The 20929-nt window shown below is 66.2% G+C and carries 21 protein-coding genes and 1 pseudogene; 9 read left to right on the top strand and 13 right to left on the bottom strand.

Annotated features, from left to right (window positions below; all coding sequences use genetic code 11):
- Positions 1–21: 21 nt before the first annotated feature.
- The 3 genes from rsmB to def all read right to left on the bottom strand — a co-directional run bounded on the left by rsmB (position 22) and on the right by def (position 2850).
- Positions 22–1332, bottom strand: coding sequence for a 16S rRNA (cytosine(967)-C(5))-methyltransferase RsmB (gene rsmB / locus CAG11_RS00550; RefSeq protein ID WP_085593983.1), 1311 nt, complete (start codon positions 1330–1332; stop codon positions 22–24).
- A complete protein-coding gene (fmt, locus tag CAG11_RS00545) occupies positions 1329–2273 on the bottom strand; it encodes a methionyl-tRNA formyltransferase (protein WP_031320859.1) in 945 nt (314 codons plus the stop codon). The genes rsmB and fmt overlap by 4 nt, the downstream gene beginning before the upstream one ends.
- Positions 2274–2343: 70 nt before the next feature.
- A complete protein-coding gene (gene def / locus CAG11_RS00540) occupies positions 2344–2850 on the bottom strand; it encodes a peptide deformylase (protein ID WP_022642219.1) in 507 nt (168 codons plus the stop codon).
- Positions 2851–3219: 369 nt separating this feature from the next.
- Here def and dprA point away from each other — a divergent pair, with 369 nt between their 5' ends.
- Both dprA and CAG11_RS00530 read left to right on the top strand, forming a co-directional pair.
- The gene (gene dprA, locus CAG11_RS00535; RefSeq protein ID WP_085593981.1) at positions 3220–4323 is read left to right on the top strand and encodes a DNA-processing protein DprA; all 1104 of its coding nucleotides are present in this window, start codon (positions 3220–3222) and stop codon (positions 4321–4323) included.
- Between the two features lie 54 nt (positions 4324–4377).
- Positions 4378–4935, top strand: a complete 558-nt coding sequence (locus tag CAG11_RS00530; RefSeq protein ID WP_022642221.1) for an L-threonylcarbamoyladenylate synthase — start codon at positions 4378–4380, stop codon at positions 4933–4935.
- 64 nt (positions 4936–4999) lie between these two features.
- Here the strand turns inward: CAG11_RS00530 and CAG11_RS00525 are convergent, their stop codons facing one another.
- Positions 5000–5977: an NADPH:quinone reductase gene (locus CAG11_RS00525; protein ID WP_085593979.1), complete on the bottom strand. Its 978-nt coding sequence runs from the start codon at positions 5975–5977 to the stop codon at positions 5000–5002.
- A gap of 327 nt (positions 5978–6304) precedes the next feature.
- On the opposite strand from CAG11_RS00525, the gene hemF reads away from it, so the two are divergent.
- Positions 6305–7222, top strand: coding sequence for an oxygen-dependent coproporphyrinogen oxidase (gene hemF / locus CAG11_RS00520; RefSeq protein WP_022642223.1), 918 nt, complete (start codon positions 6305–6307; stop codon positions 7220–7222).
- 43 nt (positions 7223–7265) lie between these two features.
- Entirely contained in the window at positions 7266–8087 is an 822-nt protein-coding gene (aroE, locus tag CAG11_RS00515; protein WP_085593977.1) for a shikimate dehydrogenase, read from the top strand.
- A 74-nt stretch (positions 8088–8161) separates the two neighbouring features.
- Here the strand turns inward: aroE and CAG11_RS00510 are convergent, their stop codons facing one another.
- The 3 genes from CAG11_RS00510 to betC all read right to left on the bottom strand — a co-directional run bounded on the left by CAG11_RS00510 (position 8162) and on the right by betC (position 12309).
- Entirely contained in the window at positions 8162–9730 is a 1569-nt protein-coding gene (locus CAG11_RS00510) for a SulP family inorganic anion transporter (RefSeq protein WP_085593975.1), read from the bottom strand.
- A gap of 110 nt (positions 9731–9840) precedes the next feature.
- Complete coding sequence (gene choX, locus CAG11_RS00505; RefSeq protein WP_085593973.1) at positions 9841–10773, bottom strand: choline ABC transporter substrate-binding protein; 933 nt, start codon at positions 10771–10773, stop codon at positions 9841–9843.
- A gap of 21 nt (positions 10774–10794) precedes the next feature.
- On the bottom strand, positions 10795–12309 hold the full coding sequence (betC, locus tag CAG11_RS00500) for a choline-sulfatase (RefSeq protein ID WP_085593971.1): 1515 nt from the start codon (positions 12307–12309) through the stop codon (positions 10795–10797).
- A 114-nt stretch (positions 12310–12423) separates the two neighbouring features.
- Here betC and CAG11_RS00495 point away from each other — a divergent pair.
- Positions 12424–13373, top strand: a pseudogene (locus tag CAG11_RS00495) (LysR family transcriptional regulator).
- Here the strand turns inward: CAG11_RS00495 and CAG11_RS00490 are convergent.
- Both CAG11_RS00490 and ubiA read right to left on the bottom strand, forming a co-directional pair.
- A complete protein-coding gene (locus CAG11_RS00490) occupies positions 13339–13818 on the bottom strand; it encodes a DoxX family protein (RefSeq protein WP_085593969.1) in 480 nt (159 codons plus the stop codon). The pseudogene CAG11_RS00495 and the gene CAG11_RS00490 sit on opposite strands and share 35 nt — an antisense overlap.
- Positions 13819–13877: 59 nt before the next feature.
- On the bottom strand, positions 13878–14783 hold the full coding sequence (ubiA, locus tag CAG11_RS00485) for a 4-hydroxybenzoate octaprenyltransferase (RefSeq protein WP_022642229.1): 906 nt from the start codon (positions 14781–14783) through the stop codon (positions 13878–13880).
- A 214-nt stretch (positions 14784–14997) separates the two neighbouring features.
- On the opposite strand from ubiA, the gene CAG11_RS00480 reads away from it, so the two are divergent.
- Complete coding sequence (locus tag CAG11_RS00480; protein ID WP_085593967.1) at positions 14998–15996, top strand: LysR family transcriptional regulator; 999 nt, start codon at positions 14998–15000, stop codon at positions 15994–15996.
- Between the two features lie 3 nt (positions 15997–15999).
- Here CAG11_RS00480 and CAG11_RS00475 read toward each other — a convergent pair whose 3' ends face one another.
- On the bottom strand, positions 16000–16659 hold the full coding sequence (locus CAG11_RS00475; RefSeq protein WP_085593965.1) for an NAD(P)-dependent oxidoreductase: 660 nt from the start codon (positions 16657–16659) through the stop codon (positions 16000–16002).
- Positions 16660–16743: 84 nt separating this feature from the next.
- On the opposite strand from CAG11_RS00475, the gene CAG11_RS00470 reads away from it, so the two are divergent.
- On the top strand, positions 16744–17070 hold the full coding sequence (locus tag CAG11_RS00470) for a DOPA 4,5-dioxygenase family protein (protein ID WP_053137869.1): 327 nt from the start codon (positions 16744–16746) through the stop codon (positions 17068–17070).
- A gap of 67 nt (positions 17071–17137) precedes the next feature.
- Here CAG11_RS00470 and trpA read toward each other — a convergent pair whose 3' ends face one another.
- Both trpA and trpB read right to left on the bottom strand, forming a co-directional pair.
- Positions 17138–17950, bottom strand: a complete 813-nt coding sequence (gene trpA, locus CAG11_RS00465) for a tryptophan synthase subunit alpha (RefSeq protein WP_085593963.1) — start codon at positions 17948–17950, stop codon at positions 17138–17140.
- A complete protein-coding gene (gene trpB, locus CAG11_RS00460; protein ID WP_022642233.1) occupies positions 17950–19170 on the bottom strand; it encodes a tryptophan synthase subunit beta in 1221 nt (406 codons plus the stop codon). The genes trpA and trpB overlap by 1 nt, the downstream gene beginning before the upstream one ends.
- A 124-nt stretch (positions 19171–19294) precedes the next feature.
- Between trpB and CAG11_RS00455 the strand changes: the two genes are divergently transcribed.
- Positions 19295–20188: a LysR family transcriptional regulator gene (locus tag CAG11_RS00455; RefSeq protein WP_085593961.1), complete on the top strand. Its 894-nt coding sequence runs from the start codon at positions 19295–19297 to the stop codon at positions 20186–20188.
- 22 nt (positions 20189–20210) lie between these two features.
- Here the strand turns inward: CAG11_RS00455 and CAG11_RS00450 are convergent, their stop codons facing one another.
- On the bottom strand, positions 20211–20537 hold the full coding sequence (locus CAG11_RS00450; RefSeq protein WP_085593959.1) for a YqjD family protein: 327 nt from the start codon (positions 20535–20537) through the stop codon (positions 20211–20213).
- Between the two features lie 157 nt (positions 20538–20694).
- Between CAG11_RS00450 and CAG11_RS00445 the strand changes: the two genes are divergently transcribed.
- The gene (locus CAG11_RS00445; protein ID WP_022642236.1) at positions 20695–20910 is read left to right on the top strand and encodes a dodecin; all 216 of its coding nucleotides are present in this window, start codon (positions 20695–20697) and stop codon (positions 20908–20910) included.
- Positions 20911–20929 lie beyond the last annotated feature (19 nt).

The following is a 20929-nucleotide window of genomic DNA, read 5'->3' as shown; positions in this document are numbered from 1 at the left end:
CTACTCCCTAGATTCTTGTGCTTACCCGCGCGATGCGGCGATCTTGATCAGCTTGGCATAGTAGAAGCCGTCGTGGCCGCCCTCCTGGGCCAGCAACTGGCGGCCGTGGGGCTGGCGCAGGCCGGCTTCAGTGGCCAGGTCCAGCTCCCGGGCGCCCGGGGTACGGGCGAGGAAGGCACCGATCACCTCGGTGTTCTCGGTGGGCAGGGTCGAGCAGGTGGCGTAGAGCAGGATGCCGCCCACCTCGAGGGTTTGCCACAGGGTATCCAGCAGCTCGCCTTGCAGTTGCGCCAGGGCCGCGATGTCGTCGGGCTGGCGGGTCAGCTTGATGTCCGGATGCCGGCGGATCACCCCGGTAGCCGAACAGGGCGCGTCCAGCAGGATGCGCTGGAACGGCTTGCCGTCCCACCAGGCCTGGGTGTCGCGGCCGTCGGCGGCGATCAATTGCGCGTCCAGCCCCAGGCGCTCGAGGTTTTCCCGCACGCGGACCAGGCGCTTGGCTTCCAGGTCCACGGCCACCACGCCGGCCAGGGCCGGCTCGGCTTCGAGGATGTGGCAGGTCTTGCCGCCAGGGGCGCAGCAGGCGTCCAGCACCCGCTGCCCGGGGGCCAGGTCCAGCAGGTCGGCGGCCAGTTGCGCGGCTTCGTCCTGCACGCTCACCCAGCCTTCGGCGAAGCCTGGCAGGCCGCGCACGTCGCAGGCTTCGGCCAGCACGATGCCGTCTGGGCTGTACTGGCAGGCGCTGGCGCCAACGCCCGCTTCGGCCAGCAGTGCCAGGTAGGCATCGCGGCTGTGGTGGCGGCGGTTGACCCGCAGGATCATCGGCGGATGGGCGTTGTTGGCGGCGCAGATGGCTTCCCACTGCTCGGGCCAGAAGGCCTTGAGCGATTTCTGCAGCCAGCGCGGGTGGGCAGTACGCACCACCGGGTCGCGCTCCATGCCGGCGAGCAGTTCCTCACCCTCACGCTGGGCGCGGCGCAGCACGGCATTGAGCAGGCCCTTGGCCCAGGGTTTCTTGAGCTTGTCGGCACAACCGACGGTCTCGCCGATGGCGGCGTGGGCCGGGATTCGGCTGTAGAACAGCTGGTACAGGCCCACCAGCAGCAGCGCCTGGACATCGGCGTCGGCCGCCTTGAAGGGCTTCTGCAGCAATTGCGCGGCCAGCAGCTCGAGGCGCGGTTGCCAGCGGGCGGTGCCGAAGGCCAGGTCCTGGGTCAGGCCGCGATCACGCTCCTCGACCTTGTCCAGCTGCGCGGGCAGTGAGCTGTTGAGCGAGGCCTTGCCGCTGAGTACGGCGGCCAGGGCACGGGCGGCGGCCAGGCGTGGATTCATTGGCCGAGTACCTTGCCGCTGGCGAACTTCTCGCGGCGACTGTTGAACAGGTCGCTGAAGGCCAGGGCCTTGCCACCGGGCAATTGCAGGCGAGTCAGGCTCAGGGCGCCGGCACCGCAAGCGACGACCAGGCCGTCCTTGCTGGCGGATAGGACTTCGCCTGGGGTGCCCTGGCCTGTGGATATGTTGGCGGCCAGTACCTTCACGCTTTCGCCATCAAGGGTGCTATGGCACACCGGCCATGGGTTGAAGGCGCGGACCAGGCGTTCCAGTTCCACGGCGGGACGGCTCCAGTCGATGCGTGCTTCATCCTTGTTCAGCTTGTGGGCGTAGGTGGCCAGGCTATCGTCCTGCACTTCGCCTTGCAGGGTGCCGGCAGCCAGGCCGGCGATGGCTTGCACCACGGCGCCCGGGCCCATGGCGGCCAGGCGGTCGTGCAGGGTGCCGCCGGTGTCTTCGGCGTTGATCGGGGTGACTACCTTGAGCAGCATCGGCCCGGTGTCCAGGCCCGCTTCCATGCGCATCACGGTCACGCCGCTCTCGGCGTCGCCGGCCTGCACGGCGCGCTGGATCGGCGCCGCACCACGCCAGCGTGGCAGCAGCGAGGCATGGCTGTTGATGCAGCCCAGGCGAGGGATATCCAGCACTGCCTGGGGCAGGATCAGGCCGTAGGCCACCACCACCATCAGGTCCGGCTTGAGTGCGGCCAGTTCGGCCTGGGCCTCGGCGTTGCGCAGGGTCTGCGGCTGATAGACCGGGATCGCATGCTCCACGGCCAGGGCCTTGACCGCGCTGGGCATCAGCTTCTGCCCACGGCCGGCCGGGCGATCGGGCTGGGTATAGACGGCCACGATCTCGTAGGGGCTGGCGAGCAGGGCCTTGAGGTGTTCGGCGGCGAATTCGGGGGTGCCGGCAAAGACGATGCGCAATGGCTCAGTCATGGGGAATCTCGCTTGCTGAAGATGCGAAAAAGAAAAAGGCTTGCCATGGCAAGCCTTTGCAAGACGGCCATCAAGCCTGCTGGCGATGCTGCTTTTCCAGCTTCTTCTTGATCCGGTCGCGCTTGAGCGTGGACAGGTAGTCGACGAACAGCTTGCCGTTCAGGTGGTCGCACTCGTGCTGGATGCACACCGCCAGCAGGCCTTCGGCGATCAACTCGTAGGGCTTGCCGTCGCGGTCCAGGGCCTTGACCTTGACCCGCTGCGGGCGGTCGACGTTTTCGTAGAAGCCGGGTACCGACAGGCAACCTTCCTGGTACTGGTCCATCTCGTCGGTCAGGGGTTCGAACTCGGGGTTGATGAAGACCCGGGGCTCGCTGCGGTCTTCGGACAGGTCCATGACCACGACGCGCTTGTGCACGTTGACCTGGGTCGCCGCCAGGCCGATGCCCGGGGCCTCATACATTGTTTCAAACATGTCGTCGACCAACTGACGCACTTCGTCGTCCACTACGGCCACGGGTTTGGCGATAGTGCGCAGGCGCGAATCGGGGAATTCGAGGATGTTTAAAATGGCCATAGGCGTAATTGCTACACGTGTGAAATGAGGGCGGATCCGGCGTCCTGGCAGGTCCTGGACCTGGGCCGCCGATGTAAAACGTGCTCTGCAAGGGAGCGAGCCGTGCAGGCTCTGGCGTTTCACGCGAACGCACATGATAAAGGGATTCAGCCCCTGAGGAAATCACTGTTCGCCTTGCTGTCCCTGGGCTGCAGGCGGATCGTCGGCGCTTTTCCCCCTCCATGCGCATCCGTGCCGGCCTGGCCTGGCCAAGAGTGCCAGGGCAAGCGCCCGGGATCTTGAGGGAAGGCGTTCCTCAACAAGTTACCAACAGACTTATCCACAGGTTGTTCCGGTATTCGCCGGAGCCATGACGATCAAGGATGATCCATGTCGCACCCGACCATTGGCGCCATTTCCCCAGCGGAACTGGAGGCTCGTCTACGTTTGCATGGACTGCCTGGTCTTGGCCCCATGCGTTTCAAGCGCCTGCTCCAGGCTTTCGGTGGTGCGGCCAAGGCCCTCAGCGCCCCGGCCGCTGCCTGGCAGTCCCTGGGGCTGCCGGCGGCCTGTGCCGAGGCCCGGCGCAGCGCTACAGTGCGCGAGGGCGCTCGGCGCGCGTTGGCCTGGATAGACGGCCAGGCCAGGCACTTGCTGATGTGGGACCAGCCTGGCTACCCGGCGTTGCTGGCCCAGTTGGAGGATGCCCCGCCCCTGCTGTTCGTGGCCGGCGATCCGACGATCCTCGAGTCGCCGCAGTTGGCGCTGGTGGGCAGCCGGCGTGCCTCGCGGCCGGGCCTGGATACTGCGGCGGCGTTTTCCAGGAGCCTGGCCGAGGCCGGTTTCGTCATCACCAGCGGCCTGGCCCTGGGCATCGACGGGGCCGCGCACCGAGCTGCGCTGGAGGTCGGCGGACGCACCGTGGCGGTGCTCGGCACCGGCCTGGAAAATTGTTATCCACAGCGTCACCGGGAGCTGGCCCGGGCGATGGTCGAGCAAGGCAGTGCGCTGGTGTCCGAGTTCGCCCTGGATACCGGGCCGCGCCCGGAGCATTTTCCCCGGCGCAACCGGATCATCAGCGGCCTGTCCCTGGGGGTGCTGGTGGTGGAGGCCAGTGTCGCCAGCGGCTCGCTGATCACTGCCCGGCTGGCGGCGGAGCAGGGGCGCGAGGTGTATGCCATTCCCGGTTCGATCCATCACCCCGGAGCCCGCGGTTGTCACCAACTGATCCGCGATGGCGCGGTACTGGTGGAAAGCGTCCAGCACATCCTCGAGACGTTACAGGGCTGGCAACGCTTGCCGCCGTCAGTCGAGCCGGTCGCCATCGATTCCCATCCGCTGCTGGTCCTGCTGCAAGCCGCTCCCCAGGGCAGCGAGGCCCTGGCGCTGGCCAGTGGCTGGCCCCTGCCCCGGGTGCTGGCGAGCCTGACCGAGCTGGAGGTCGATGGTCGCGCGGTCAATGAAAACGGGCGCTGGTTTGCGCGCCTGAGCTAGGTTTTATAAGCAGGATCGGTAAACTGCGCACAGCTTTTATCTGGAGAGTCGGCAATGGTCAGCAGTTGGCGTGTGCAACAAGCCGCACGAGAGATTCGCGCAGGGGCGGTGATTGCCTATCCAACCGAAGCGGTCTGGGGCCTGGGGTGCGATCCGTGGAACGAAGAGGCGGTGGATCGCCTGTTGGCGATCAAGTCGCGGTCGGTGGACAAGGGCTTGATCCTGATCGCCGACAATATCCACCAGTTCGACTTCCTGTTCGAGGATTTCCCCGACACTTGGATCGAACGCATGGCCAGCACCTGGCCGGGTCCCAATACCTGGCTGGTGCCCCATCAGAACCTGTTGCCCGAATGGGTCACCGGGCTCCACGACACCGTGGCCCTGCGGGTCAGCGACCATCCGTTGGTGCGTGAGCTCTGTGCCCTGGTGGGGCCATTGATCTCTACCTCGGCCAACCCCCAGGGGCGGCCAGCGGCGCGGACCCGGTTGCGGGTCGAACAGTACTTCCGGGGGCAGCTGGACCTGGTCCTGAGCGGCAGCCTGGGTGGACGCAAGAACCCCAGCCTGATCCGCGACCTGGCCACCGGCAAGGTGATCCGGCCTTCCTGAGCCGCGCTGGCGAGGGCTGCGGCGCCGATTGGAGCGCGCCACCCTCGCCCACTGTTTCCCCTGACTAGGGCAGCAGTACCGTGGAGCCGGTGGTGCGCCGCGCCGACAGCTCGACGTGGGCCTTGGCCGCGTCCGCCAGGGCGAAACGCTGGTTGATCTCGACCTTGATGTGGCCGCTGGTGATCATGCCGAACAGGTCGTCGGCCATGCGTTGCAGGTTCTCGGCGCTGTTGGCGTAGCTGCCCAGGGTCGGCCGGGTCACGTACAGCGAACCCTTGGCCGCCAGGATTCCCAGATTCACCCCTTCCACCGCCCCCGAGGCGTTGCCGAAGCTGACCATCAGGCCGCGTGGCGCCAGGCAGTCCAGGGAAGTCAGCCAGGTGTCCTTGCCGACGCCGTCGTAGACCACCGGGCATTTGCGTCCGCCGGTCAGCTCCAGCACCCGCTGGGCCACGTTCTCATGGCTGTAGTCGATGGTTTCCCAGGCGCCGAGGCCCTTGGCGAGGGCGGCTTTTTCCGGCGAGCTGACGGTACCGATCAGCTTCACCCCCAGGGCCTTGGCCCACTGGCAGGCCAGGGCGCCGACGCCACCTGCCGCCGCGTGGAACAGCACGGTCTCGCCGCCCTTGAGTTCGTAGGTCTGGCGCAGCAGGTACTGCACGGTCAGGCCCTTGAGCATCACCGCCGCCGCTTGTTCGAAACTGATGCCCTCAGGCAGCAGCACCAGGTTGGTTTCGGGCAGTACATGCACATCGCTGTAGGCGCCCAGCGGGCCGCTGCCGTAGCCCACCCGGTCGCCGACCTTGAAGCGGGTCACCGCGCTGCCCACCGCCTCGACCACCCCCGCGCCTTCGAAACCCATGCCCGAGGGCAAGGCCGGTGGCGCATACAAGCCACTGCGGTAGTAGTTGTCGATGAAGTTCAGGCCGATGGCCCGGTTGCTGACCCGCACTTCCTGCGGGCCCGGCTCGGCCGGCTGGTAATCCACATACTCAAGTACTTCGGGGCCGCCATGGGCGCGGAACTGGATACGTTTGGCCATCTTTCCTCTCTCCTCGATCGCATGTTGAACAGGGCGTTGAAAAACTGCCTGCGTTGCCATCGCTGTGTTGAAAACAGGCTGGTGCGCCAGCCCGGTCAAAATGCTCATTTACACTCGTAAACTGCGTTTTTTTCGTCTTTTTTCGCCTTGCGCTGGCTGCCCGCCTACATTTTTGAACGGCCTGTTAAAAGTGCCCTATCGGACTCCTCTGCTTGACCTTCGTCAACTGCGGCAGGCCCCGGCGCGGTGTTATGCTACGCGCCCATTTGCGCCGGCCTGCGCGTCATCCCTAGCGCCGCGTAGCTTTGCCCGACCCAAGGTGATGCCATGACTACCCGCACCGAGGCCGTGAAGGCCTACCTGCTCGACCTGCAAGACCGTATCTGTGCCGCACTGGAAACCGAAGACGGCGGCGCCCGTTTCATCGAGGACGCCTGGACCCGCCCTGCCGGCGGTGGCGGTCGTACCCGGGTGATCGGCGATGGCGCGGTGATCGAGAAAGGCGGGGTCAACTTTTCCCATGTGTTCGGCAGCGGCCTGCCGCCATCGGCCAGTGCCCACCGGCCGGAACTGGCCGGTCGCGGTTTCGAGGCCCTGGGCGTGTCCCTGGTGATCCATCCGCATAACCCCCATGTACCGACTTCCCACGCCAACGTGCGGTTCTTCATCGCCGAGAAAGAAGGCGAGGAACCGGTCTGGTGGTTCGGCGGCGGCTTCGACCTGACCCCCTACTACGCCAATGAGGAAGACTGCGTGCACTGGCACCGGGTCGCCGAACGCGCCTGCGCGCCCTTCGGCCCCGATGTCTATCCACGCTACAAGGCCTGGTGCGACAGCTACTTCCACATCAAGCACCGCAACGAGCCGCGGGGCATCGGCGGCCTGTTCTTCGACGACCTGAACGAATGGGACTTCGACACCAGCTTCGCTTTCATGCGCGCCATCGGCGATGCCTACATCGAGGCCTACCTGCCCATCATCCAGCGCCGCAAGGCCACCCCCTACACCGAGCAGCAGCGCGAATTCCAGGAGTTCCGCCGGGGCCGCTACGTGGAATTCAACCTGGTCTACGACCGCGGCACCCTGTTCGGCCTGCAATCGGGCGGCCGCACCGAGTCGATCCTCATGTCGCTGCCGCCGCAGGTGCGCTGGGGTTATGACTGGAAGGCCGAGCCGGGCAGCGAGGAAGCGCGCCTGACCGAGTACTTCCTCAAGGATCGCGACTGGCTGGCCGGCGCCAACTGAGCGGACCGGGCGGATGAATCGGCATTGCACAAAGGGGGAAGAGATGGACCAGTACGTTGTCTTCGGTAATCCGATCGGCCACAGCAAGTCGCCGTTGATCCACCGGCTGTTCGCCGAACAGACCGGCCAGCAGCTGGAATACGCCACCCTGCTGGCGCCCCTGGACGATTTCGCCGGCACCGCCCGGCGCTTCTTCGCCCACGGACGCGGGGCCAACGTCACCGTGCCGTTCAAGGAGGAAGCCTATCGCCTGTGCGACAGCCTCACCCGTCGAGCGCAGCGCGCCGGCGCAGTGAACACCCTGTGCAAACAGGCCGATGGCAGCTTGCTGGGAGACAACACCGACGGTGCCGGGTTGGTGCGCGACCTCAGGGTCAACGCCGGGGTCGGCCTCAAGGGCAAGCGCATCCTGCTGCTGGGCGCCGGTGGCGCGGTGCGTGGTGCCCTGGAGCCGTTGCTGGCCGAGCAACCAGCCTCGGTGGTGATCGCCAACCGCACCGTGGAGAAGGCCGAGCAACTGGCCGCGGCCTTCGCCGACCTGGGGCCGGTATCGGCCAGCGGTTACGACTGGCTGGAAGAGTCGGTGGACCTGATCATCAACGCCACTTCCGCCAGTCTGTCGGGTGAGTTGCCGGCGATCTCCGCCAGCCTGGTCGAGCCGGGCAGGACGGTGTGCTACGACATGATGTACGGCAAGGAGCCGACCACCTTCTGCCGTTGGGCCAGCGCACAGGGCGCGGCCCAGGTGCTCGATGGCCTGGGCATGCTCGCCGAGCAGGCGGCAGAAGCCTTCTTCCTGTGGCGTGGCGTGCGCCCGGACAGCGCCCCGGTACTGGCCGAGCTGCGGCGCCAGCTGGCGCTCTGACCGATCGTCTCATCGTTCAGAGCGATAGCCGGCTGGCGATGGGCGCGTCGCTATGACCCCACAGCAACCCATGCTCAATCCTCAAAGCGGATCGGGCATTGCTCCGTGCCTTCGAGCTTGCGCAATTCCTCGATCACCGAGGCCCGCGCCCGGCGCAGGGTCAGGCTGCCACCCTGGCGCCTGAGCCGGCGCGCCTCCTGGTGCAGCATCGCCACTCCCGAATAGTCGATGAAGTTGATCTGCCGCGCGTCGATCACCAGTTTCGCCCCGTGGCAGCGCTGCATGCGTACCTGCAGGTAATGGCTGGCGCCGAAGAAGATCGAGCCGCCGACCCGCAGGATGTCCTCGTCGCCTTCGCGGCTGTACTGCACCCGGGGTTGCGAGGTGCGCTTGAGGTAGAAGAACAGCGACGCCAGGACCCCGGCATAGATCGCGGTCTGCAATTCCAGGAGCAAGGTGGCGACGAAGGTCAGGCTCATCACGGCGAATTCGGCGCGACTGACCCGGAACAACGCACGAATCGCCCGGTGGTCCACCAGGCCCCAGCAGATCAGCAGGATGCTGCCGGCCATGGCGGGGATCGGGATATGGGCGATCAGCCCGGCGCCGGCCACTGCGAACAGCGCCACCCAGAGCGCCGAGAACACCCCGGCCAGGGGCGAACGGGCGCCGGCCTCGTAGCTCAGCCCCGAGCGGGTGAAGGAGCCGGAGGACAGATAGCCGGAGAAGAAGGCGCCGACGATGTTCGACAGGCCCTGGGCGCGCACTTCCTGGTTGGCGTCGAGCAGCTGCTCCGAGCGGGCCGATAGCGAGCGGGCGATCGACAGGCTGGTCACCAGCCCCAGCATGCCCACCGCCACGGCGCTGGGCAGCAGCCGCAGGACCAGCTCCAGGTCCAGCGGCAGAGGGCTCAGGGGCGGCAAGTGGCCGGCGAAGGCGCTCACCAGCCGTACCTGGCCGAACAGTCCCGGCAGCAGCCAGACCGCCAGCGCACTGAGCACCAGGCTCAGCAGCAGGCCTGGCCAGCGCGGGGTCAGCAGCTTGAAGCCGACCCCCAGCGCCAGGGTGCCGAGCCCCAGTAGCAGGGACGGCCGGTCGAGGTCGCCCAGGTGCTGCAACAGCAGGCCCAGGCTGCCAAGGGCGGTGGCCTGGTTCGCCAGGTCCAGGCCCATCAGGTTGGGCAGTTGGCCCAGCGCGATGACCACCGCCGCGCCGAGGGTGAAGCCCAGTACCACCGAATGCGAGACGAAGTTCACCAGGGCGCCGAAGCGCAGCATCCCCAGCAGCCACTGGAAGATCCCGGCCAGCAGGGTCAAGAGCAGGATCAGCGTGATGTAGTCCGCCGAAGCCGGCACCGCCAAGGGGCTGACGCTGGTGTAGAGAACGATGGAAATGGCCGCCGTGGGGCCGCAGATCAAGTGCCAGGACGAGCCCCACAGGCAGGCCACCAGCACCGGGACTATGGCCGCGTACAGCCCGTACTCCGGCGGCAGCCCGGCGATCAGGGCATAGGCGATCGATTGCGGCAGCGCCAGGATCGCCCCGCTCAGGCCCACCAGCAGGTCGCGGCCGACACTGGCGCGGCTCTGGCGTGGCAGCCAGCTCAGGAACGGCAGCAGTGAATGGCGGTCGGGCCAGGCCATGGGTCCTCGCGTTCAGCGTGTTCAGAGGCGTCAGGGTAAAGCATTGCCGCAGGGCTTACCCCATCCCTGTAGGAGCAAGGGGCGCCCACCCCTCGCTCCTACGATGGGTGCTAGAGGCGGGCTTGCACGGTTGGCAGCGCATCCTTGCCATCGAGGGTCGTCACACCGTCCAGCCATTGGCCCAGCACCGCCGGGTTGGCCTTGATCCAGGCCCGGGCGGCCTCGGCATAGCTGACCTTGCGGTTGGCCACCTCGGCCATGATGCCGTTCTCCATGTCTTGGGTGAACCGCAGGTTGCCCAGTAGCTTGCCGACGTTCGGGCAAGCCTGGGCATACCCCTTGCGGGTCAGGGTGTAGACGCTGCCGCTGGCGCCGAAGTACTTCTCGCCCCCGGTGAGGTAGCGCATGTTCAGTTGCGCGTTCATCGGGTGCGGCGTCCAGCCGAGGAAGGTGACGAACTTGTGTTTTTTCACCGCCCGCGACACCTCGGCGAGCATCGCCTGCTCGCTGGATTCCACCAGCTTCCACTGGCCGAGGGCGAAGTCGTCGTGCTTGATGATCTCCTGCAACGACAGGTTGGCCGGAGCTCCGGAGCCGATGCCGTAGAGCTTCTTGTCGACTTCCCGGGGATGCTGTTCGGCGTATCTGTTCAGGTCGTTGAAGTCATGTACCCCGGCGTCCCATACATAGTCCGGCACGGCCAGGGTGAACTGGGTGCCCTCCAGGTTCTGCGCCAGCCGGGTGACATCGCCGTTGGCCACGAACTTGTCATGGAAGCCCTGTTGCGCCGGCATCCAGTTGCCCAGGAACACGTCCACCCGGCCGTCCTTGAGTCCGCCGAAGATGATCGGCACCGCCAGGGTATCGACCTTGGGTTTGTAGCCCAGGCCCTCGAGCAAGAAGCCGGTGATGGCGTTGGTGGCGGCGATGTCGCTCCAGCCCGGGTCGGCCATCTTCACCGTCTCGCATCCAGGCTCGGCCCAGGTCGGTGCGCTGGTCAAAAGCACCAGCGTGGCGATCGCTGCTGTGGATAACTTCTGCATGCTCTTCCCCTTGGGTTTTTGTCATTGGTCTTGGCAGGGTTGTGGATAACGAGCCTTGCGCTCCAGGTCATCGAGGTCGATATGGTTGCGCATGTACTGCGCGCTGGCGTCCACCAGCGGCTGGTGGTCCCAGCTCTTGAGCTTGCCGATGCCCAGGGCCGTGGCGACGAAACGCCGGCGCCGCTGGCTGGCGAGCACTTGTTGGTGGATCCGAGGCATGTCCCAACGGTTGCGGGCCTCCTGGAGGAAGTCGGCGAACAGCTGGCGATGCTCCGCCGAGCGGGACAGTTCCTCGCGTTCGTGTGGGTCGTTGGCCACGTCGAACAACAGGCATGGGTCGTCCTCGCTGTAGATGAACTTGTAGGCGCCACGGCGGATCATCATCAGCGGGCCGATGGTGCCTTCGGCCATGTATTCGCCGAATACCTCGTCATGCCCGCCCTGCCCTTGCAGGTGCGGCAGCAACGAGCGCCCGTCCAAGGGCAGGTCAGGTTCAAGGGCACCACCGGCCAGTTCCACCAGGGTCGGCAGCAGGTCGGCGGTGGACACCGCCTGGCTGACCCGGCCGGCGGCGAATTGCCCGGGGGCATGGATCAGCAGCGGCACCCGGGCGGCCATTTCGAACCAGTGCATTTTGTACCAGAGGCCACGCTCGCCCAGCATGTCGCCGTGGTCGCCGGAGAACACCACGATGGTGTCGTCCGCCAGGCCGGTCTCCTCCAGGGTCTGCAGCAACCGGCCAACGTTATCGTCGATGTAGCTGCAGGCGCCGAAGTAGGCCCGCCGGGCATCGCGGATCTTGTCCTCGGGCAGTGGTTTGTCCCACAGGTCGTAGACCTTGAGCAGGCGTTGGGAATGCGGGTCCTGCTGGTCCTGGGCCAGCGCCTGGGGCATGGGGATCTGCTCGTCGCGATACAGGCCCCAGTAGGCCTTGGCGATGGTGTACGGATCGTGGGGGTGGGTCATCGACACGGTCAGGCAGAACGGCTGGTCGCCGGCCTCGCGGACATGGTCGAACAGGTACTGCCGGGCCTTGAACAGCACCTCCTCGTCGAAGTCCAGCTGGTTGGTGCGCACGCAGGGACCGGCCTGCAATACCGAGGACATGTTGTGGTACCAACTGGGGCGTACGCCTGGCTGGTCCCAGTTCACCGCCCAGCCGTAGTCGGCGGGGTAGATGTCGCTGGTCAGGCGCTCTTCATAGCCGTGCAGCTGGTCCGGGCCGCAAAAGTGCATCTTGCCCGACAGCGCCGTGCGGTAGCCCAGGCGCCGCAGGTAGTGGGCGTAGGTCGGTACATCGGCGGGAAAGTCGGCGGCGTTGTCGTAGGCGCCGATCTTGCTCGGCAACTGCCCGCTGACCAGGGTGAAGCGCGAGGGTGCGCACAACGGGCTGTTGCAGTAGGCCGCCTCGAACACCACGCCCTCGGCGGCCAGGCGCGCAAGGTGCGGCAGGCGGATCGGCGATGGACCGTAGAACGGCAGCAAGGGCGCGGCCATCTGGTCGGCCATGATGAAAAGAATGTTCTTGCGCTTCATGGGATCGCGGCATTCCATAGTCGATGGTTATGCGAGAGTGCTGCGATCGAGGATGGATTCCATGCCGGTGGCGGTAAAGCCCATGCGCGACAATGACTAGGATAAGCACAGCTTATGTATGAAGCCCTGGGTGACCTGTCCCTGGACCTGCTGCGGGTGTTCGAAGCGGCGGCCCGTCTGCGCAGCTTCACCGCCGCTGCACTGGAGCTGGGTACCACCCAGCCGGCCATCAGCCAGCAGGTCAAGCGGCTGGAAGAACAGCTGGGGGTGCGGCTGTTCGACCGGATCTACCGTGGCATCGAGCTGACCGACTCCGCCAGCCTGCTGCTGGAGCAGGTCCAGGCCGGCTTGCAGAGCATCGACGCCGGCCTGGGCGCCCTGCGCCAGCAGCACCAGCATGAGGTGCTGCAAGTGGCGACGGACTTTGCCTTCGCCGCCTACTGGCTGATGCCGCGCCTGCATCGTTTCCATGAAGCCAATCCGCAGGTGGATGTCAGCCTGGTGACCAGCGAACGCAGCCACGCCAGCTTGCGCAGCGATATCGACGTGGCGGTGCTGTTCGGCGATGGGCGCTTCAAGCATGGGCAAAGCCACTGGCTGTTCAACGAAGAAGTGTTCGCAGTGTGCAGCCCGGCATTGCTCAAGGAGCGCACGTTGCCCCTGCCCGCCCAAGCGCTTTTGCAATTGCCATTGCTGCACTTGCGCGGCGAGGCCAGCAGCCACTGGTTCGACTGGAGCGGAGTGTTTCGCGAACTGGGCATCGCCTCCGCGCCAGCGCCGGGGCAGTTGCGCTTCGATAACTACACCCTGTTGATCCAGGCGGCGATCGGTGGCCAGGGCGTGGCCATCGGCTGGCGCCACCTGGTGGACGACCTGCTGGCCCAGGGCCTGTTGTGCCGGCCTATCGCCGAGACGGTGATCTCCAGCTACGGCTATTACGTGGTGCTGCCCCAGCGTAAGCGCCGGGGCCATTGATCCAGCGTTTCGTCGACTGGTTGATGGCCGAGCAAGCCATCAGCGCCCAGACCCTCAAGGGGCTGGCGTTGCCGTCCATTGCCCTTTGACCGGGGCCTTGAACAATCCGGCCAGGGACAGCGCGCCGTTGCCCAGGCAGACCAACGCCAGCGACACCACGGCCAGGAAGGCCAGGTATTCCCAGCCACCGCCCGGGCTGGTGTAGATCCAGCCGTGGGCGCCATGGACGAAGGCGATGGCTCCCAGCAGCATCGGCAGCAGCGCCAGGGCCACCCAGCGCACGCCAATCCCCAGGATCAGTAGCAAGCCGCCCAGCAGTTCCGCCGCCACCGCCGGGTAGGTCAGCCACTCGGGCATGCCGGTGAGGCTGAACAGCTTGATCGTCCCCGGCCAGCCCAGCACCAGGATCTTGAACAGCGCGTGGGCACAATACATGGCCCCCAGGGCCAGGCGCAGCAGCAGGGTCGCCCACTGTTGCGGCGGGTTGCCGGAGGTTGGCGAGGGCATTGCGGGGGCGAACGAACGGGCAGGCATATGACAAATCCTTGTGTAGTTGGAGGTCGTGGTTGGTGCGGGTATGGCGAAAGCCGTGGCTAGACGATGGCCACCGAGGCCCCGGCCAGCAGCAGGACGCCGATATGGCAGTTGCTGCGGAACAGGTGGTTGCAGGGCCCCGGATCGTCGGGGCTGAACAGGCTGAGCTGATAGGCCAGGGATAGCCCGATCGGCAGCAGCAGGATGAAGAACCCGGGATTGGCCCCGGCCAGCAACCCTGCCGCGCCCCAGCACAACAGCGTCATGGTGTAGAAAGCGCCGATCCAGGCCTTGCCTTGGCCAGCGAACAGGGTCGCGGTGGAGCGCAGTCCCATCTTCAGGTCGTCTTCACGGTCGCTGTAGGCATACAAGGTGTCGTAGCCCAGTTGCCAGAACAGGCAACCGAGCCACAACGCCAGGGCGCCGGGTTGCAGGGCGCCGGTGGTCTCCACGCTGGCCATCAGCACGCCCCAATTGAACACCGCGCCGAGGAACGCCTGGGGCCAGTGGGTGAAGCGCTTGAGCAGCGGATAGACCAGGGTCAGGGGCACGCAGCACAGGGCCAGCAGCACCGTCAGCGGCTGCAGGGTCAACAATAAGGCGGCGGCCAACAACAGCTGGATCGCGAGGCAGGCCAGGGCTTGATGCAGGCTCAACGAGCCGTTGGCCAGGGGGCGCTGGCGGGTGCGGTTGACCTGGGCATCGAAGCGCCGGTCGAGGATGTCGTTGATGCTGCAACCGGCGCTGCGCATCAGCAGCGCGCCGAGGCAGAACACCAGCACCAGCCAGGCCGGGGGCACCTGCCCGGCAGACAGCACCAGCGAAGCCAGGGCCGGCAGCAGGGTCAGCCAGGTGCCGATGGGCCGGTCCAGGCGCATCAGCCGGGCGTAGGGTTGCCAGGTGCGGGGCAGCCGGGTGGCGACCCAGTCCCGGGCCGGGATGTCGTTGAGATCGGGGGCGTTCATGTTCGGTTCCAGGGTGGTCTTCCATGGCCGCTGCGGGGCCCTGCAATCCAGGGGGCGCAGGGGGCTTTCAGCGAGCTTCGGGCAAGCCGCCGGCGTGATCGCCGGGCGTGGTCGCCGGGCGTTCTGGGTGCGGGTCGGATGCTGCTAAAGTTGCCCGCGCCCGCCTCCGGCGGCAAGCGAACAATCCGCAATAGCCTCCTGCAGGATATGCAATATGCTCCGTGACGAAGTACCCGGTCTCCCGCGTTTCGACCTCAACCTGCTGCGGGTTTTCGCTGCCATCTACGAGGATCGCAGCATCCTCCTGGCCAGCAAGCGCTTGCATTTGAGCCAATCGGCGGTCAGCCATGCCCTGACCCGGCTGCGCGAATCCCTGCAGGACGAGCTGTTCATCCGGACTGCCCGGGGCATGCAGCCCTCGGCCCGGGCCGAGGCGATCGCCGGCCCTTTGCGCGAAGCGTTGCTGAGCATCCAGCGCACCGTGGGCGTGGAGGCCTTCGACCCGGCCAGTGCCGTGCGCACTTTCACCCTGGCGAGCAACGACTACCTGAGTTCGGTGCTGCTGGCGCCATTGCTGCAGCGCCTGGCCCGGCAGGCGCCGGGAGTGGACCTGGTGGTCCGGCCCTCGACCCGCCTGGACCTGGCCGAACAGATCGATGTCGGGCGCATCGACCTCGCCATCGGCATGTTCGCCGAGTTGCCGCGGCGGGTGCACAGCGCCTGCCTGTGGGAGCAGCGCGATGTATTGCTGATGTGCCCCGGTCACCCGCTGCTCGACCTGCCGCAGGTGACGCTGCCGGCCCTGGCGGACTGCCCCTTGGTCATCCTCTCGGTCGGTGGCCAGGAGGAAGGCGCGGTCAACGGCTACATCCTCGAACGCGGCATCGCCCGGCAATCGGAGATGTTCCACCGCCAGCAGCTGGAACAGGCCATGGCGGCGATCGGTCGCCGGCCCCGGTACAAGCTCACCCTGCCCCACTCCCTGGTGCTGCCGCAGTTGCTGGAGCAGTCGCCGTTGGTGGCGATCGTGCCGCAACCCCTGGCCCGGGATCTTGAGCAGCGCTTGGGCCTGTGCCAGCGGCCCTTGCCGCTGGCGCTCGAGCCATCGCCGCTGCTGGCGATCTGGCATGGGCGCAACGACACCGATCCGGCCCACCTGTGGTTGCGCCGGCAGTTGCTGGACGTGGCGGCGACCCTGGCCTGCCAGCCCTGAGGATCAAGCGTTTTCGTGGATGCCGACGAACTCCACATGCTCGCGCAGGTGCAGATTCAGGCGCAGTTCGTCATTGATGCCCACGGCCACGCCATTGAGCCGCCGCAGGGGCTCGGCGAGCCCGGGCTCGAGGTTGTCGCCCACCTGGTTGAAGTGTTCGATACCCAGCCCGGCCACGGAGCGCGGGGCGTTGACCAGGGTCCAGTCCAGGGGGCTGCTGCGTAGGGCTTCGAGGATCTCCTCGGCAGCGTGATGAGGCAGGCTGGTGTAGACGGGCGGGTCGTCGAGAATGGCGAAATTGCCCACCAGGACCAGCCGCTGGACCTTGGCCGCTTGCAGGCCTGCAACCAGCGCATCGGCCGCCTGCACCTGCGCCAGCGGATCGGCGACCCGGCCCGGCATCGCACTGCCCGGCAGGCCGGGAGCATCCAGCAGGCAGATCACCGCCGAGCAGCCGGCCACGCTCTGCTGCACTCCGTCGGCATCGAACAGGTTGCCGCCCTTGGTGCGCAAGCCAGGGCGCGGGGCCAGGGCGGTAAGATCGTCGAGAATGGCGATGACTTCGTGCTGGCGCCTCAGGCTCTCCGCCATCAGCGCACTGCCCAGGCTGCTCGTGGCACCATAGAGCGCCAGCTTGACCACTGGGGTTTCGGCATTTTTCATGGCCGGGCCTCCTCTTGTTTCCTACAGGTAGGCTTGTGACCTGTGGCGGGCCCTGAGGGTTCGTCTTATATCGCGAGGGTTTGCATGCAACGAATCAAGGGCTACCACGCCCACGTCTATTTTGACGCCAGCACCATCGAGCAGGCCCGGGCCCTGTGCGAGCAGGCGGCGCAGTTGTTCGACCTGCGCATGGGCCGGGTCCACGAGCGGCAAGTCGGGCCGCATCCGGACTGGAGTTGCCAGCTGGCCTTCGGACCGGAACTGTTCGGCCAGGTGGTGCCCTGGTTGGCGCTCAATCGCCAGGGACTGGTGGTGTTCCTGCATCCGGAAACCGGCGACGAGCTACAGGACCACACCGACCATGCGATCTGGATGGGGGCGCTGCGGCCTCTGGACCTGAGCGTGTTCTGAGGCGCCCGGCAATGAAAAAAGGGTTCCAGGACTGCTCCTGGAACCCTTTTTCGCTGCGGGCCCGGTCTTAGCCGAGCCGGGCCTTGCGCACGCCCTCGGACAGCGCCGAACACAGGCTCAGCACGCCATCCACCGCCTGGGCGGGGGATTCGGCGCTGGCGATGTGGTCGATCAGTGCCGAACCCACCACCACGCCGTCGGCCAGGCGGGCGATGGCTGCGGCCTGATCCGGGGTGCGGATGCCGAAACCGATGCTGATGGGCAGGTCGGTATGCCGGCGCAGGCGGGCCACGGCTTGCTCCACATGTTCCAGGGTCGCGGCGCCGGCGCCGGTCACCCCGGCCACCGACACGTAGTAGACGAACCCCGAGCTGCCATCGAGCACCTTGGGCAGGCGCGCGTCGTCGGTGGTCGGCGTGGTCAGGCGGATGAAATCGATGCCCGCGGCCTGGGCCGGGTCGCACAGCTCGCTGTTATGTTCCGGCGGAATGTCCACCACTATCAGGCCATCGACCCCGGCGGCCTTGGCATCGGCGATGAAGCGCGGTACGCCGTAGTGGTGGATCGGGTTGAAATAGCCCATCAGCACCAGTGGCGTGTCGCTGTTGTCCACGCGGAACTCGCGGACCATCTGCAGGGTTTTCGCCAGGTTTTGCTTGGCCCCCAGGGCTCGGATGTTGGCGAGCTGGATCGCCGGGCCGTCGGCCATGGGGTCGGTGAAGGGCATGCCCAGTTCGATCACGTCGGCGCCAGCGGCCGGCAGGCCCTTGAGGATCGCCAGGGACGTGTCGTAGTTCGGGTCACCGGCGGTGATGAAGGTCACCAGGGCGGCGCGGTTCTGCTGCTTGAGTTCGGCAAAGCGCGTTTGCAGGCGGCTCATCAGTGTTTCTCCTGCTGGGACTGTTGCATGTGGTGCATCACGGTCTGCATGTCTTTGTCGCCACGGCCCGAGAGGTTGACCACCATCAGGTGGTCCTTGGGCAGGTTGGGTGCGCGCTTGAATACTTCTGCCAGGGCATGGGAGGACTCCAGCGCGGGGATGATGCCTTCCAGGCGGCAGCACTGGTGGAATGCCTCGAGGGCCTCGGTATCGGTGATCGAGGTGTACTCGACCCGGCCGATGTCATGCAGCCAGGCGTGTTCCGGGCCGATGCCGGGATAGTCCAGGCCGGCGGAAATCGAGTGGGCGTCGATGATCTGGCCATCGTCGTCCTGCAGCAGGAAGGTGCGGTTGCCGTGCAGTACGCCGGGCACCCCGCCGTTGAGGCTGGCGGCGTGCTTGCCGGTCTCGATGCCGTGGCCTGCGGCCTCGACGCCGATGATCTGCACGCCCTGGTCATCGAGGAACGGATGGAACAGGCCCATGGCGTTGGAGCCGCCGCCGATGCATGCCACCAGGCTGTCCGGCAGGCGCCCTTCGTGGGCCTGCATCTGCTCGCGGGTTTCCTTGCCGATCACTGCCTGGAAGTCGCGGACCATGGCGGGGTAAGGGTGGGGACCGGCCACGGTGCCGATCAGGTAGAAGGTGTTGTCGACATTGGTCACCCAGTCGCGCAGGGCTTCGTTCATCGCATCCTTGAGGGTGCCGGTGCCGGCCACGACCGGGATCACCTCGGCGCCCAGCAGCTTCATGCGAAACACGTTGGCCTGCTGGCGCTCGATGTCGGTGGTGCCCATGTAGATCACGCATTGCAGGCCGAAGCGCGCGGCCACGGTGGCGGTGGCCACGCCGTGCATGCCGGCGCCGGTCTCGGCGATGATGCGCTGCTTGCCCATGCGCTTGGCCAGGAGGATCTGGCCGATGCAGTTGTTGATCTTGTGCGCGCCGGTGTGGTTGAGCTCTTCACGCTTGAGGTAGATCTTGGCGCCGCCGCAGTGTTCAGTCAGGCGCTCGGCGAAGTACAGCGGGCTGGGACGGCCCACGTAGTCGCGCTGGAAATAGGCCAGCTCTTCGAGGAACTTGGGGTCCTGCTTGGCCTTTTCGTATTCACGGGCCAGGTCGAGGATCAGCGGCATCAGGGTTTCTGCGACATAACGGCCGCCGAACCCGCCGAACAGGCCGTTTTCGTCAGGACCATTACGCAATTGGGACTGGGTCATTGGAGCGCTCCCGGATGGATTCGTGGAAGAAAGCGTGGAAACAATGGACCTCACTCTACCCCTGCCACCGGGCCCTGAAAACCGATAAGATCGCCACAATCTGTCAGGAAAACTCACACGTCAAATGAGCCGCGACCTGCCCCCCCTCAATGCCCTGCGGGCCTTCGAAGCCACCGCCCGGTTGAACAGCGTCAGCCAGGCCGCCGAGCAGCTGCATGTCACCCACGGCGCCGTCAGCCGGCAATTGAAGGTGCTTGAGGAACATTTGGGGCTGAGCCTTTTCAGCAAGGATGGGCGCGGCATTAAACTCACAGATGCCGGGGTCCGCCTGCGGGACGCCAGCAGCGAGGCCTTCGAACGCTTGCGGGATGTCTGTGCCGAGCTCACTCAAGGCAGCGCCGATGCGCCTTTCGTCCTCGGTTGCTCCGGCAGCCTGTTGGCGCGCTGGTTGATTCCGCGCCTGGGCCGGCTGAATGCCGACCTGCCGGACCTGCGCCTGCACCTGTCCGCCGGCGAAGGCGATCTGGACCCACGACGGCCTGGGCTGGATGCCCTGCTGGTATTCGCCGAGCCGCCCTGGCCGGCGGATATGCAGGTGCATGAGCTGGCCAGCGAACGCATCGGCCCGGTGCTCAGCCCGCGCTACGCCGGTTATCCGCGCCTGCACCAGGCGCTGGCAACGGCGCTGGTGGCCGAGCCGTTGCTGCATACCACCTCACGACCCCAGGCCTGGCCCAGTTGGGCACGGCGCAACGGCATCGCTCCCGAGGCACTGAAATACGGCCAGGGGTTCGAGCATCTGTATTACTTGCTGGAAGCGGCGGTGGCCGGGTTGGGAGTGGCGATCGCTCCGGAACCCTTGGTGGCCGAGGACTTGCTGGCGGGGCGGCTGGTGGCGCCCTGGGGCTTTTGCGACACCCCGGGGCAGCTGGCGCTATGGTCGCCCAAGCGCGCCGCCGACGGGCGCGCCCGGCAGCTGGCGCAGTGGCTGAAGACCGAGCTGCGCCAGCCGGCTTGAGTTCTGCTGTAAAGAGCCGGACTCAGTTGTTGCGCTTGCACAACAGGTAGGCGGCCAGCAGGCCGACGGCCCCGACGGCGACACCGGCGGTGGTCCAGGGGTGTTCCTGGGCGTAGTCGCGGGTGGCGATCCCGGTTTCACGGGTTTTCACCTTGACCTCTTCATAGGCATCGCTGAGCAGGCTGCGCGAATGTTTCAGCGCGCTCTCGGCATTGCTCTTGAGCGTCTTGAGGGTTTTGCGCGACTCCTCGGAAGCATCATCCTTGAGGCTTTCCAGGGATTTGAGCAGGCTCTCGATCTCGGCTTCCATACTTTCCAGCGAGGCTTTGCGTAACGACGAATTGGCCATGTGGGCTCTCCTGCAACGTGGTGATGAAGTGTGTAGGTTCCGACTGCACGGCCTTGGGAAAGTGCAGAAAATCTGAACTTCCCCTGAGACAAGGCGCCACAAGTGCAGCGGGCAATCACTGCTAGGCTTTAGTTCATCACCGCAAAAGGAGAGTGCCATGAGTGATCATCACACCTACAAGAAGGTCGAACTGGTGGGTTCTTCGCCCAACAGCATCGAAGACGCGATCAACAACGCGCTGGCCGAGGCGCACAAGAGCATCAAGCACCTGGAGTGGTTCGAAGTCACCGAGACCCGTGGCCATATCAAGGACGGCAAGGCGGCGCATTTCCAGGTCACCCTCAAGGTCGGCTTCCGCATTGCCAATAGTTGAGGGCTTGAGCTAGGCTCTG

The organism is Pseudomonas sp. B6(2017) (assembly GCF_002112765.1).
GTDB classification, from domain to species: domain Bacteria; phylum Pseudomonadota; class Gammaproteobacteria; order Pseudomonadales; family Pseudomonadaceae; genus Aquipseudomonas; species Aquipseudomonas piscis.
Note: the sequence above shows the minus strand (reverse complement) of the source record. Positions and strands in the feature narration are given on the sequence as shown.